Annotated in this window: 10 protein-coding genes; 3 read left to right on the top strand and 7 right to left on the bottom strand. The window is 62.5% G+C overall.

Going from position 1 to position 13816, the window contains the following annotated elements; translation table 11 throughout:
• Positions 1 to 83 precede the first annotated feature (83 nt).
• Positions 84 to 1385, top strand: coding sequence for a PAS domain-containing protein (locus RCAS_RS23065; protein ID WP_011997669.1), 1302 nt, complete (start codon positions 84 to 86; stop codon positions 1383 to 1385).
• A 74-nt stretch (positions 1386 to 1459) separates the two neighbouring features.
• Complete coding sequence (locus RCAS_RS00680; RefSeq protein WP_232280113.1) at positions 1460 to 2179, top strand: ThuA domain-containing protein; 720 nt, start codon at positions 1460 to 1462, stop codon at positions 2177 to 2179.
• 3 nt (positions 2180 to 2182) lie between these two features.
• On the opposite strand, the gene RCAS_RS00675 is transcribed toward RCAS_RS00680, so the two are convergent.
• From RCAS_RS00675 to RCAS_RS24710, 3 genes are all read right to left on the bottom strand, one after another.
• The gene (locus RCAS_RS00675; RefSeq protein ID WP_011997667.1) at positions 2183 to 3298 is read right to left on the bottom strand and encodes a glycosyltransferase family 4 protein; all 1116 of its coding nucleotides are present in this window, start codon (positions 3296 to 3298) and stop codon (positions 2183 to 2185) included.
• Positions 3299 to 4036: 738 nt separating this feature from the next.
• A complete protein-coding gene (locus RCAS_RS00670) occupies positions 4037 to 6469 on the bottom strand; it encodes an SUMF1/EgtB/PvdO family nonheme iron enzyme (protein ID WP_198135977.1) in 2433 nt (810 codons plus the stop codon).
• A 654-nt stretch (positions 6470 to 7123) separates the two neighbouring features.
• The gene (locus RCAS_RS24710; protein WP_157042492.1) at positions 7124 to 7276 is read right to left on the bottom strand and encodes a hypothetical protein; all 153 of its coding nucleotides are present in this window, start codon (positions 7274 to 7276) and stop codon (positions 7124 to 7126) included.
• Here RCAS_RS24710 and RCAS_RS00665 point away from each other — a divergent pair.
• Positions 7275 to 9584 carry an ATP cone domain-containing protein gene (locus RCAS_RS00665; RefSeq protein ID WP_011997665.1) on the top strand — a complete coding sequence of 770 codons (2310 nt, stop codon included), beginning with the start codon at positions 7275 to 7277 and terminating at the stop codon, positions 9582 to 9584. The genes RCAS_RS24710 and RCAS_RS00665 overlap by 2 nt on opposite strands.
• Positions 9585 to 10120: 536 nt before the next feature.
• On the opposite strand, the gene RCAS_RS00655 is transcribed toward RCAS_RS00665, so the two are convergent.
• From RCAS_RS00655 to RCAS_RS00640, 4 genes are all read right to left on the bottom strand, one after another.
• Complete coding sequence (locus RCAS_RS00655; protein WP_011997664.1) at positions 10121 to 11071, bottom strand: NAD(P)/FAD-dependent oxidoreductase; 951 nt, start codon at positions 11069 to 11071, stop codon at positions 10121 to 10123.
• Positions 11072 to 11143: 72 nt separating this feature from the next.
• Entirely contained in the window at positions 11144 to 11782 is a 639-nt protein-coding gene (locus RCAS_RS00650) for a cyclodeaminase/cyclohydrolase family protein (RefSeq protein ID WP_011997663.1), read from the bottom strand.
• On the bottom strand, positions 11772 to 13136 hold the full coding sequence (gene hisS, locus RCAS_RS00645) for a histidine--tRNA ligase (protein ID WP_011997662.1): 1365 nt from the start codon (positions 13134 to 13136) through the stop codon (positions 11772 to 11774). The genes RCAS_RS00650 and hisS overlap by 11 nt, the downstream gene beginning before the upstream one ends.
• 314 nt (positions 13137 to 13450) lie before the next feature.
• Complete coding sequence (locus tag RCAS_RS00640) at positions 13451 to 13798, bottom strand: hypothetical protein (RefSeq protein ID WP_011997661.1); 348 nt, start codon at positions 13796 to 13798, stop codon at positions 13451 to 13453.
• Between the last annotated feature and the right edge of the window lie 18 nt (positions 13799 to 13816).

Below are 13816 nucleotides of genomic sequence, written 5' to 3'. Positions count from 1 at the left end.
CGACTGTTCGCCGCGCAGGAAACTTGTCCAGGGTATGCGGCGATCCCTTCTGGCTATCAGCGCCTCAAGAGAGACGAGGTTTTATGAGCGGTGACTCAACCAGCAGCGACACTGATTTCGTGCATCGAATCGCCAGACTCGAGGCGGACCTGGAGGCGGCGCACCGGCGCATCGCCGAACTGGAGCGCGTTGTCGAACGCGGATATGGTATGGTCGATGCCATACCTGCAATGGTCTATTTCAAGGATCGGGAGCATCGCTATCAATACGGTAATCGCGCTTTTACCGAGCGTATCAGGGTGAGCGCCGAAGAGATGGCAGGCAAGACCGATTACGACCTCTTTCCGCCAGAAGTTGCGGCAGCCTACCTTGCCGACGATGAGCGGGTCATGGCGACCGGTGAGCCGAGCTTGGGGATCGAACTGCCGGTGAGTCGTCCAGACGGTACGATTGGATGGGTGTCGAATTCGGCAGTCCCCTATCGCGATCGCAGTGGCGCGGTTGTTGGTATGGTCGGGATCGCAATCGACATCACCAGGAGAAAACAGATCGAAGAAGCACTGCGCCGCAACCAGGAAGTGCAGCGCGCCCTGCTCGACACCATCCCGGCAATGGTGTATCTCAAAGATCGCCAGCATCGCTATCTCCTGGGCAACCGCGTTTTCGCCGACGCTGCCGGCATTTCGGTCGATGAGGTTGAGGGCAAGACCGACCACGACCTCTTTTTGCCGGAAGAAGCGGAGGCGTATATTGCCGACGATGAGCAGGTGATGGCGACCGGCGAGCCGCACCTGGGCATCGAAGAAAAAATCACCGAGGCGAACGGGCGCGTTACCTGGCTGATGGTCTACAAAGCGCCCTTCCGCGACGAACAGGGGCGTGTTACCGGCATGGTCGGCATTGCATTCGATGTCACAGCGCGGAAGGAGATGGAAGAGGCGTTGCGCCGCAGCCAGGCGGAACAGCAGGCGCTGATCGAGCAACAGGCGCAGTTGCTGGCAACGATTCGGCAACTTTCGACTCCGGTGCTGCCGGTCACGCAGGATGCTCTGGTGCTGCCGCTGATCGGCGACATCGACACCGCGCGCAGCCAACAGATCGTCGAAACATTGTTGAATAGCGTGCAGCGCTACCGCGCGAAGTGGGCGATCATCGACATCACCGGTGTGCCATTGGTTGACACAGCGGTTGCCAATCATCTGATCCAGGCGACGCAGGGGGTTGCGCTCCTCGGCGCGCGCACGATTCTGGTCGGCGTGTCGCCCGAACTGGCGCAGACGATTGTCGGGCTGGGGGTTGATCTGAAGGGGTTGATCTCCCAAAGCGACCTGCGCTCGGCGATTGCGTTCGTGTTGAAGCGTTCACAGCAACGCTCGTTTGTGTGATAAATGAGGATGTTTGCCGGGCGGGGAATGGTGTGCTAGACTCGTGGTGCGTTGTGAGACGAAAGGATAGCATTGTGACACCCATTCGCGTCGCCGTCTGGAACGAATTCCGTCACGAGCAGGATAGCCGCCATCCTGCAAGCAGCATCTATGGCGCGCAGGGGATTCACGGCGCAATTGCCGAAGGTCTCCGCGAGCACGGCGGCTTCGAGGTGCGCACCGCCACGCTCGATGAGCCGGAGCACGGGTTGTCCGATGATGTGCTGGCAACCACCGATGTGCTGATCTGGTGGGGTCATATGGCGCATCATTTGGTGCAGGACGCCGTTGTCGACAGAGTCCATGCCCGCGTGCTCGATGGCATGGGGCTGATCGTGCTGCACTCCGGTCACTTCTCGAAGATTTTCCGCAAACTGATGGGCACAACCTGCGATCTGAAGTGGCGCGAGGCAGACGATATCGAGCGCATCTGGGTGGTCGAGCCGGGGCATCCGATTGCCGCCGGTCTCGATGAGTGCTTTGAACTGCCGGAGGAGATGTACGGCGAACGGTTCGACATCCCGGCGCCGGAGCAACTGGTGTTCATCAGTTGGTTTACCGGCGGCGAGGTGTTTCGCAGCGGTTGCTGCTACACTCGCGGGCGCGGCAAAATCTTCTACTTCCGCCCCGGGCACGAGTCCTACCCGACCTACCGCGACTCAAATGTGCGCCGGGTGATTGCCAACGCCGTGCGTTGGGCGGCGCCGTCCGGCGGTCCAAAACCGGTGTTCGGGAACGCAAAGCCGAGGAGTTAGGGGTCAGGGGGTCAGGAATGGATGCGCCAGGCGTTCGGTGGGGGTGCGCATAAACGATTCCACCTGTTCGAGGAAGCGGTCGGCGACGCAATCCCAGTCATATGCCGCGACATGCGCCTGCCCAAAGGCGCCATAAGCAGCGCGTTGATCCGGGTTGCGCAGCAATTCGATCAGCGCCTCCGCCAGTGCATCGACATCTCCTGGCGGCACGAGCAGCCCGGCGCGGCGATGCGGCACAACTTCAGGGATTGCCGTAGCTGTTGTGGCTACAATCGGCAGACCACTCGCCATCGCCTCAAGGAACACAATGCCAAACCCTTCCTGGATGCTCGGCAGGCAGAAGATATCGGCGCGATAGTACATCTGTGCCACTATGTCGTCATCAGGGATGGCGCCGGTCAGGTTCACGGCATCGCCAAGACGAAGTTCGGCGACGAGTGCGCGCAGACCGGCGTGCTCCGGTCCATCGCCGACGATGATGGCGTGGGCATTGGGAACCGCAGCGCGCACACGTGGCATGGCGCGCACCAGATCGGTGATGCGCTTTCGCGGATACTGGCGTGCCACGCAGAGAATGGTTGCGCCATCACTGCGGGGTGGCGCTTCCCGCGCAATACGGCGCCAGCGGGTCAGGTCGATCCCTTCGGGCACCAGACGCACACGCTGCTCTGCCACGTCATAGTGCCGCCGGATCGCTCCCCGGCAGTAGTCCGACGTTGTGATCACGCCGTCGGCGTTGCGCGCATTGATGCCTTCGAGCCGCGACAGCGACCAGAGCAACCGCCGGACCGCGCCGCGCTCCTGGCGTGACTCTTCTGCCAGCACTCCCTTGATGCTCGCCAGATACGGTGTGTGTCGCTCTTGTTTCGACCAGAGGAAACCATCGATGTCGAAACCGACCACCAGGTCGTAGCGCAGACGACGCAGAATTGTTGGCAGGTGAAGATTGAACAGGAGTCGGCGCGCCGTCAGGTTGCGGGGCCAGGGTTGCGGCGGCGCCAGGCGCGTCACCCGAATGCCGCGCTTCTGGAGCGTGTGTTGTAGCCCGTTGATGGCGACGGCAGTGCCGCTTCCTTCGACGCTCGATTGAACCCACGAATCGATAAAGGCAATGTTCACCGTGGACGCTCTCCTCTCGTGATCCGGTGCTGTCGGGCGGAAGACTGCGGCAGCGTCTCGACATTGAGCGAAGAGCCTGGAACGTTGCTCTCGAACCCGTGTATCCGCACTTGAGTATTGTACGGCACGTCGGGTGAGGGTGGATGTGTGGGGGGCGAGAGGGGAGAGGGGAGAGGCGCGAGGGGCGAGGCGTCCGACAAGGGCGTAGCGCGAGATTTATCTCGCATTTGTGGAGGTGTGAGAGGCACAGGGCGAGGGGCGAGGGGAGAGGCGCGAGGGGCGAGGCGTCCGACAAGGGCGTAGCGCGAGATTTATCTCGCATTTGTGGAGGTGTGGGAGGCGCGGGGCGAGGGGCGAGGGGAGAGGCGCGAGGGGCGAGGCGTCCGACAAGGGCGTAGCGCGAGATTTATCTCGCATTTGTGGAGGTGTGGGAGGCGCGAGGCGAGAGGGGAGAGGCGCGAGGGGCGAGGCGTCCGACAAGGGCGTAGCGCGAGATTTATCTCGCATTTGTGGAGAGGTGAGAGGCACGGGGCGAGGCGTCCGACAAGGGCGTAGCGCGAGATTTATCTCGCATTTGTGGAGAGGGGAGAGGCACGGGACGCGGCGCGAGGCGCGAGAGGGAAGGTTGAATGGCGGTTCCGCTCTTCGTGCGTCTTCGCGTCCTTTGTGGATGCCAACACCCGCACTGTGGCAAGCGGGCAGACTCTCCTCACCCTTGATCCCTCACCCCTTCCCGGTTCATTCCCCGGCTATAGGACGCGCGATGACGATCCGGAAGCCAATATTGTAGCGCCAGTAATCCGGCGGGAGGTGGCTGCCGCGGTAGGTGGCCCGCGCGTGGGCAGTCGTTGAGTTGAACGATGATCCGCGCAACACATAATGGTGGCGTTGCATCGGCGCTCCTGATGGATCGCCGTAGAGGCGTGACAGAGCGGTGCGCTGCCCTGTTGCAGCGCCGCGTCCAGGCGCTGCTTCGGTGCTGCTCGCCGTCCATTCCCAGACATTCCCGATCAGATCATGCACGCCATAGAGGCTGATGCCGCCTGGGAAGCACCCCACCGGCGTCGTTGCCCAGCGCGACTTGCCATCCGGTCCGACGCGGGTTTCGGCGACATTGGCGGCGCCTGCAACCCACTGATCGCCCCATGGGAAGCGACGCTTAACGCGCGCGCGGGGACCCCATACAGCGGCTTTTTCCCATTCGGTTTCGAGCGGCAGCCGCACCACCATACCGGTAGGGAGGCGCCCTTCGGCTGCCAGGGCGCGGGTCAGCCACGCAGCATACGCCACAGCATCGTGCCAGGTCACGCCGACGACCGGCTGCGAGGGATTGTTGAAGCGTGGATCGTACCAGTAGTGCGGTTTGGGATGTCCAGGGCGCGCTGCCAGGAAACGGGCGTACTCCGCATTCGTGACCGGATAGACGCCAATCTGATAGGCAGGCAGATCGATGCGCTGCGCCGGTCCTTCCTCGCTGTAGGGGGCATCATTCGTGCCATACACAAAGACGCCGGCATCGATCTGCGCCAACGGCGGCAGCAGAGACTCAAACCGTGGATCGCCCAGGCGCCCGAGCATCAGCCCGGCAAGCACGCGATCCTCCACAGCAACCGCAGGATCGGCAACCATTGCGAGCAGGCGCTGCTGCACATCGCGCAGGATATCCGGGTAGCGTTGCGCTTCGATTGCTTCCAGACAGGCGGCTGCCAGCAGCGTCGCCTGTGCTGGAGCGATGGCGGACGCGCCGGCGCCGTGTTGCGGAACGGGGATGGGTTTTGGCGCGCGCCGTGATGGTTTTTTCTTTGCCGAACGCTCATCTCTGTCCTGTTTGCCATGTTCTGATCGGTCCAGCAAGTGCCGGAAGATGGAAAGATCCGCGCCCTGTCCCTGTCCGTCATCTGCCGGAAGAGCATTCATCCGCTGCCAGACAGCGAGCGTGAGCGTCTCGCGCCATGCAGGATCATCGGCATAGCGCGCAATGATCGCATCGAAATCTTCGGCGTGCGCCAGGGCGCGCGCCGCCAGGAACGCCCGCAATCCCATCTGAGGCATGTGGTACGCAGGTTGGAGCGTCTCGCTCGTCGTAATGTCGAGCAAACCGGTTTCGAATGCATGCTCGATCACCGCTGCAATCTGCGACTCATCAGCATCGGGCACGCCTTCGCGGATCAATCGTTCAACATCCGGGCGCATCAGAGCGCCTGAGCGTCCATCATCATGCGCGGCGCGTTGCATTGCCAGCGCCAGCGGCGCCAGCACGGTTGGCGGCAGCGCATCATTGCCCCACAGCGCCGCAATGACCTGTTGGTAGACGCGGGCGCGCGCTGCCGGGAGGGTGTGACCGCCAGCATCAACTGCCACCGCAATCGCCGCCGCCAGCGGCTCGAATGTCAACGCCCGCAATCCATCGTCGATGAGCAGGCGTCCCTGGAGATCGGCGATCTGTTCGGCAATCGTCCCGCTTCGCAGCATTGCCGACGGCGCCGCGCCGCTCACCTCACGCACCGCCCGTCGCCGATTCATGGCGGTCAGCAGGCGTTCAACCAGTGTATCGACCTGGGCGCGTTCGAGGGGGGCAAAGTGGACCAACTGGAACCCGTGCGCCTGAAGGAGATGTGCAGGCGAGGAATTAGTGCTCGTATGAGGGCGGCAGGTGCAGATAGAGCGGTTGGCGGGGAACGCTGCGACGATCTGCGTGACCATGGCGATAGAACGCGGTGTCACGTCCTCGATCACGATCAGCGCCTCGCCGTTGAGCAGCGCCTGATGCACCGATCCGGCAAAGGCGGCGAGACCGCTGGCGGACAACTGTGCCTCGATCAGCGACCATGGCTCGGCGGCGGCGACGAATGCAGACGCCTCGAGCAGCACCGGCAGCGGCGCCGGCGGCATCCAGTCGGCGAAGATCGTCGCTGCGCCTTCCGGTTCCCCTGCCACGGCAGCAGCGCATGCCAGCGCCAGCCAGCGCACAGCCATGCTCTTTCCGCTGCCGGCGCTCCCTTCGAGCGCCAGCCGCGCGCGCGGCGCGCGCGCCAGATCGGCAAGCGACGATGGCGCGGAACTGCTCCTGTTCCGCGCAGGCACAATGCCCCGCTCGACATAGATCTCTGTCAGCGGGAGGTGACCACTACCAGAAGCTGCCAGACCGGCAATCGGGGCCGAACGAAGCAACTGGCTCGCAATGGTGCGATGGTATGCCAACGGTGTGCTGCGATCCAAAAGAACCGGACTGACATGACCCGACGCCACCTGGGACAGATGCGCATGGGTGCAGGCTATTATACACCTTTTTTTACAATACATCGTACTTTTGTGGCGGAAAGCAACGGTTCACGCTCCTCCCGGGAGCGCAGGGGTGCTGTGCGGCGCTTCGGGGCGGTGGGGCGCCGTGTGTTGGCGCTTGCGGAGGACCATTCCGCCGCCGCTGCTCCTTTGCGGGGGTTGCCCTCTCCCCCCCCCCGTCTTGGGCGATTGGTGTCATCGTTTCTCCCCCGTGAACCGTTACCGGCGAAGGGGGCAGGCTGCCGGCGATTGAAATCGACCCTGAAGGACGTGCGGTCGACCGTTCGCCTGCGTGGATGGGGACGGAGCGCCCACGCGCGGTGAACGTGCCGAACCGCGCATGTGGACGCCTGGCGGGCTATACCGGATTTAGTTCTTAATCTTCATCGGTCGCCAGCTTTACTATCAGTTGTAAAGTTTTTCTTTTCCCCTTATGATAATCTTGACACATCCTCAGAGGTGTGCTATCCTTGCAGCGCCATATTTAGGAAGCGTTTTGTCCTCTTCTATACAATATGTTGACAACCGCTGGCATCAACGCTACTACGTAGTTCCTGTCACCGGCGTGAGCGTGTTCTGCCCGGCTTGACCATAACTGAATTGCTTTACATAGTGATAGGCGGTGCAACGAATCTGGCAACCGATCAGCGCACCGCGTGGTATCTCTTGTCTTGTTTCAGGAGGACGTGGATTCATGACGCAATCACACACGGCACGAAACGGAACGCACGACACAGGTTCGATCGATGTGCGTCACCCGGACGTCATCGTTCCAACCACGATTATCAAGCGCGATGGGCGGGTGGTTCCGTTCGATGTGACGCGGATCGAAAACGCGATGGCGCGCTGTTTCGCCAGTTTTGGGCGCACACCCGACACGCCCATCCCCGAACTGGCACAGCGTGTCGTCAACATTGTCGCCGCCAAGTCGCAGGGCAAACCGCCAACCGTCGAGGGGGTGCAGGACATTGTCGAGATGGTGTTGCAGGCGGCTGGCGAATTCGAGGCTGCCAAGCGCTACATCCTGTACCGCGCCGAACGCGCGCGCGAGCGGGAGCGCCGCCCGATCCCCGACCATGTGCGGCGCGCATTCGATGAGGCGCGCGTCTACTTCCCGACCCCCTTGCAGCAGTTTCAGTTCTTCGACAAGTATTCACGCTTCAACTACGACCTGGGGCGACGCGAAACCTGGATCGAAACCGTTGATCGCGCCGTCGATTACCTGCACGAACTCGCGGGCGACCGCCTGCCGCGTGAGACGTATGAGCGCATCCGGCGCAGCATTCTCGAAATGCGCGCCATGCCGTCGATGCGCCTGCTGGCGATGGCCGGTCCTGCGGCGCGGCGCAATGCGGTCGCCATTTACAATTGCAGCTACCAGCCAGTCGAGAGTATCGACTCGTTCGTCGAAGCGCTGATTATTTCCATGGCTGGCTGCGGCGTCGGCTTTTCGGTCGAAAGCCGGTATGTCGAAAACTTCCCGCGCATCAAACGTCAGACCGGGAAACCGCCAACGACGTTCGTAGTCGAGGACTCGGCGGAGGGATGGGCGGATGCGCTGCGCTATGGTCTGGAAACCTGGTTTGAAGGCGGCGATGTGCATTTCGATCTGTCGCACCTGCGCCCTGCGGGAGCGCCGCTGCGCACCAAAGGCGGCAGGGCGTCCGGTCCCGAACCGTTCCGCGCCATGCTCGACTTTGTGCGCAACCGCATTTTTGCGCGGCAGGGGAGTTTCCTGCGTCCAATCGATGCGCACGACATTATGTGCGCGGTCGGCAATGCGGCAGTGAGCGGCGGCGTGCGGCGCACTGCGATGATTTCGTTGTTCGACTACGACGATGATGAGATGCGGTTGGCGAAGTCGGGCGATTTCGAGCGCGAGAATAGCCAGCGCTGGAACGCCAACAACTCGGCGGTCTGGCCCCGCGGCGGGCTGACGCAACTCGAGTTTATTCGCCATTTCATGGAGATGGTCGAGTCGCAGCGCGGCGAACCGGGCATCTTCAATCGTGAGGCATCGAACCTGATGAAACCGGCGCGGCGAAAAGAGGCGGAGTTCGGCACGAACCCGTGCGGCGAGATCGTGCTGCGTCCGTGGCAGTTCTGCAATTTGAGCGCCGCCGTTGCGCGCGTCGATGACACCTTCGATACGCTGCGCGACAAGGTCGAAGTGGCGACGATCATCGGCACCATCCAGTCGCTGGCGACGCACTTCCCCGGTCTGCGCCCGATGTGGCGGCAAAACTGCGAGGAAGAACGCCTGCTCGGTGTCGATATTACCGGGCAGATGGACAGCCCGGTCGCGCAGGATGCGCAGGTCAAGCGGCGCCTGAAGGAGATCGCCATCGAGGTCAACCGGCAGACCGCCACGAGCCTGGGGATCAATTCATCGGCGGCGATTACATGCGTGAAGCCGAGCGGCAATTCATCGCAGTTGCTCGACTGCGCATCCGGGTTGCACGCGCGCTGGGCGCCGTACTATATTCGCAATGTGCGCGTGTCGGTGCATTCGCCGCTGTTCAAGGTGCTGCGCGACGCCGGCGCGCCGATGGACCCGGAGAATGGTCAGACGCGCGAGAATGCCACAACGTGGGTTGTTCACTTCCCGGTCAAATCGCCGGAAGGCGCCGTGACGCGCAATCAACGCTCCGCCATCGAGCAGTGCGAGTACTGGTTGCAGAACAAACTGTACTGGACGGAGCACAATCCGTCGTGTACCGTTACCTACAAGCCGGACGAAGTGATAGACCTGATGAAGTGGGTCTGGGATCACCGCGACGTGATCGGCGGGCTGACGTTCCTGCCATCGTTCGACGCGCAGTATGCGCAGATGCCGTATGTGGAAATCACCAAAGAGGAGTACGAACGCATGGCAGCGGAGTTCCCGGAGATCGATTTCAGTAAAATCTGGCGCTACGAGGAGGAAGACCTGACCACCGCCGCGCAGGAATTGGCGTGCATGGCAGGGGTGTGCGAGGTCGATGCGCTGCCTGCAGGGCAGTAGGGTCGCCCTCCCGAGGGCGCCCACCCCACCTGCGGCGCCTGTCACCACCATCGTAGAGGTGCCCCCCGAGGGTGCCCGCCCGATTTCTCCCAAGATCCTTGAGGTCGGGAAATGTACCCGCCAGGAGCGCGGATCATTCCGCGCGAGCGTGCTCCGGCAGCCAGCAATCAACGGCGAAGACCTCAAGGGTCGAAGTCCCCAGGTGACGGTCACCTGGGCGAGGCAGGAAAACCGGGCGCTGCCCGCGCCCCCGGCGTTGTTCAGAGTTACCGGCGTGGGCGGGATGCGACCGTCACCATCGGACGATGGGCAGGCGGGAACGGGCAAGGGTGACGGTCACGGTCGTTCAACCTCACGGGTCTTGGGAGAAAATGGAAAGGCGCCCCTTGTGGGCGCCCCAACACAGTGCGTTTGGCTATGCGCCGGCGTAGGGTAGGAAGTAGGAGTCAGGCTTCCCACCTCTCGCCTCTTGCTCCACGCCTTATGCCTTGACTCGCCTTCCCACGTTCAACCTGCAACCGCTCCCCGTCAAAGGGTCATCCCCGCGCCAGCAGGTAGTCGTGCGCGGCGAGCGCCGCGCGCGCCCCTTCGCCAATGGCGATCAGCGTGTGCTCGCCATAGACCGTCGTCACATCGCCAGCCGCGAACAGCCCCGGCAGCGACGTGGCATTCCGCTTGTCCACAATAATGAACCCATCGGCGTCGGTTTCGACCACATCTTTGACCATCGCCGAGTTTGGCGTCAGCCCGACGTCGGCGAACGCAGCATCGACCGGAATCCGACGAACCTTGCCGTCCTGCTCGACAACAACCGTATCCACAGTGGTTGTTCCGGTCACTTCGGTCACTGTGTACCCTTCGAGGACTTCAACATTCGGGCGCTTCCGAAGTACGGCAAAGACCGGGTCATCGTGCGGGAACTTCGGCGCGACCAGATACACCTGTGCGGCGGTGGGGGCAAGTTCGGCGGCGCCGCGCAGCGCGCGCTGCGTGCATCCAATGACGACCGCCGTCTTTCCGGCGAGGGCGCGCGCAAATGTCACCGGCGTATATCCGATGCCGTGGTTGATGAACTCCCGTCCTGGCGCGTCGATCTGCTTTGGCACAGCGCCAGACGCAATAATCACCGCCGCCGCCTGCAACGTCCCGGATCGTTCCGTCTCGACCTTGAACACATCGCCTTCTTTCGTCACCCGGCGCACCCGGTCGAACAGCGCGCGCCCGCGTTGCGTCGTCACCTGTCGTTCAAATTCCTGCACCGTTTCTGCACCCAGGCGCGTCACCTCCTCCGACGTCGTTTCAGGCGCGTCGAGATGCACGAGAATATGCCCTACCAGAAAGTCGGTATCGGCGTGCATCGTGAACTTCTGATTGATCTTCCCGCCCAGGTTCTCGTAAACGACCATCACATCGAGTTGCTTGTCGAGGGCGTAGGCCGCTGCCGCCAGGCCGGCGGCGCCGCCGCCGACAATAATCAGGTCGTGCATGCTCCCCCTCCTTGGGTGTTGTTCCTTGCTGCAACCGGCTCACAGACCGGAGAGAACCGCTGAAATGCCGTCTTACCCTTTGAGACGAGTTCGCGTCAACGTCAGTACCCCCTCCACCTCGCCATCGAGGCCCATCAGCAGATCTTCCGCCTGAGCGCGCGCCTCTCGCGCAAAGATCTGATCTTCGATCACCGCCAGATTGCTTTCGACATTGATCAATGCCGCCGGAACCGCTGCGCGAATCAGGAGCGCAGCCGCAGCGACGTCGGTGACTGCGGTGCGGTTTCCATAGCGCGCAAGCGGCGCACAGAGCGGCAGCAATGCGGCAGCGGCGCGCGCAGTACGGAGTGGAATCTCGGTCGCCTGCCGCATGACGGTCTGAATCGCAGCCCTACGGCTTGCCGCATCCGCTTCGGTGGTGCGCGGCAATTTGTAGACCGCCGACAACTGATTGAACACATCAATATCCGCCTGCGCCAACTGCTGGAGTTCGGCGCGGTACGCTTCCGCGCGCTCGCGAATGGCTTTCGCTTCCGCCTCGAACTCGGCGTACTGCTTCTTGCCGATTGTCAGGTCGCACACCATCGTAATCAGACCAGCCGCCATCGCACCGGTGAGCGCCGCCACACTCCCGCCGCCCGGCGTCGGCGCGCTACTGGCGAGGCGATCAAGGAACTGACCGACCGTCGTCTCAAGAAGTCTATCGCTCATGGATGCCTCCCTGCTCATTCGCTATTCGCGGGGTGCGCTGCGCTTCCGCAGCCGCGTGCAGCATGCCGGCAACGGCGCTGCGCGCCACACTCCGTTGCTCACCACTGCGCAGATGTTTCACAACGACTTCTCCGCGCGCCAGTTCATCGGGACCAAGCACCAGCGCATACGGAATGCCGCGTCGGTCCGCATACTGGAGTTGCCGCCCAAGTTTTTCGGAGGGGTCGAGCGTCGTCTCGATCATCAACCCTGCCCGGCGCAACTCCTGCGCCAAACCCAGACTCTCCATCGCCATCTCAGGGTTGAAGAGCGTCACCAGCGCCACCGCAATAGTCCGTGACTCCGGTCCCATTCCCAATGCTTCCATCACATCGTGCAACCGTTCGATGCCAAACGCCAGCCCGACCGTAGGGATCGAGCGCCCGGCGAACATGCCGATCAACTCATCGTAGCGCCCGCCGCCGAGCAGCGACCCCATCGGCGGCTCCTGGATGATCGATTCGAAGACGGCGCCGGTGTAGTACGACAACCCGCGCGCCAGGCGCGGTGCGATCGCGATCCGCTCCTCAGGCACGCCCATAGCGCGCGCATAGCCGATGATCGCGCGCAGATTGTCGATTGCCTGTTGCGCCCGCTCGTCGTCGTGCAACCGCTGCGCCAGTTCATTCAGCACATCGTCCGCGCTGCCATACAGATCGATCAGCGCCAGAATGCGCTCAGCGGCGTCAGGCGTCACGCCGCTCTGCAACAATTCGTTGCGCACGCCATCAATGCCAATCTTGTCGAGTTTGTCGATGGCGCGGTAGACATTGCCGGCGGATGCATCATCAAGACCAGAAACGCGCGCGATGCCGCCAAGAACCTGACGATGGCTGATGAGGGTCGTAAAACCGGTGAATCCAAGCGCGGTCAGCGCATCGGTCAACACTGCAAGAATCTCGGCGTCCGCCACCGGCGACGCCGATCCGACGATATCGATATCAGCCTGCCACAACTCGCGGTAGCGGCCACGACCAGGACGTTCACCGCGATAACTCTGACCAATGGCATAACGCCGCCATGGAAACGTGAGTTGCCCCTGATACTGCGCGACAACCCGTGCCAGCGGCACCGTCTGATCGTAGCGCAACGCCACCTTCCGCCCGCCGTGATCCTCGAAACGATAGATCAACTTCTCATCATCGCCGATTTTGCCGTCGAGCGTTTCGGCATATTCGACAATTGGCGTCTGCAACGGCTCAAAACCATAACGCTCAAAAACGGAAGTCAGCGTGTTAATAATGTGCTGCCGCAGGATCATGGCGGATGGCAGGTGATCGCGCATGCCTCGAATGTTCTGAACCCGGCTGGACATGGAACCTCGTTGGTGGTGTGGTGCGTGGTGAACGCCTATGGAAAACGAGAGCAAAAAGCCCCTCACACGTATTGTACAATCATGATACCACAACCGGATACAGTCGTTCACACAAATGGCGCAGTTGCGCGAGGAACGTTTGGTCGTGGGGGGGCGTGATGGATGCCGTGCGCGCGATGGATACCGCGCGAAGGGAAGTAGGGGCGCGCCGCTGGCGCGCCCGCGCGCTCAAGGGTCCTGGGTCTGAGCAATGCGGGCGTACAGGCGCGACAGAGGCGCGCCCGCGCGCTCAAGGGTCCTGGAGGAGCGACAGGCTACCCCCACGCCAGCGCGCGGGCGACAGCGCGTTCTGTGGCAACAATGGCAGGAAGCACAATGCGCCGGGTGCGTCCGTATTCGGAGGTCAGACGCCACCCAAGCGTCCGCAGATGCCGTTGGCGACGGCGCCGCATCCAGCGCAGCGCATACCGCACCGCAAGATGGCTCAGGCGCACCAATCGATCACGCCGCCCAAGCAGCGCCACGCCGGGAATGATCAAGGACCAGCCCGGCAGCACCGGCAGTAACAGGCCAAGAATGCCGATAATGAGCAACAATGTACCCGTCAGACGGCGTGCAATGTTCAGTAGTCCGGCTATCGATCCCCATAATCGTTGTTTCATGCCACACCCCCAGAGAGT

Origin of the sequence: Roseiflexus castenholzii DSM 13941, assembly GCF_000017805.1 — a bacterium.
Taxonomy (GTDB): Bacteria; Chloroflexota; Chloroflexia; order Chloroflexales; family Roseiflexaceae; genus Roseiflexus; species Roseiflexus castenholzii.
Note: the sequence above shows the minus strand (reverse complement) of the source record. Positions and strands in the feature narration are given on the sequence as shown.

What these genes read in the sequence shown, in the direction of transcription:
- RCAS_RS23065 (WP_011997669.1), top strand. Translation starts at nt 84, where the DNA reads ATGAGCGGTGACTCAACCAGCAGCGACACTGATTTCGTGCATCGAATC.
- RCAS_RS00665 (WP_011997665.1), top strand. Translation starts at nt 7,275, where the DNA reads ATGACGCAATCACACACGGCACGAAACGGAACGCACGACACAGGTTCG.
- RCAS_RS24710 (WP_157042492.1), bottom strand. Translation starts at nt 7,276, where the DNA reads ATGAATCCACGTCCTCCTGAAACAAGACAAGAGATACCACGCGGTGCG.
- RCAS_RS00655 (WP_011997664.1), bottom strand. Translation starts at nt 11,071, where the DNA reads ATGCACGACCTGATTATTGTCGGCGGCGGCGCCGCCGGCCTGGCGGCA.
- RCAS_RS00650 (WP_011997663.1), bottom strand. Translation starts at nt 11,782, where the DNA reads ATGAGCGATAGACTTCTTGAGACGACGGTCGGTCAGTTCCTTGATCGC.
- hisS (WP_011997662.1), bottom strand. Translation starts at nt 13,136, where the DNA reads ATGTCCAGCCGGGTTCAGAACATTCGAGGCATGCGCGATCACCTGCCA.
- RCAS_RS00640 (WP_011997661.1), bottom strand. Translation starts at nt 13,798, where the DNA reads ATGAAACAACGATTATGGGGATCGATAGCCGGACTACTGAACATTGCA.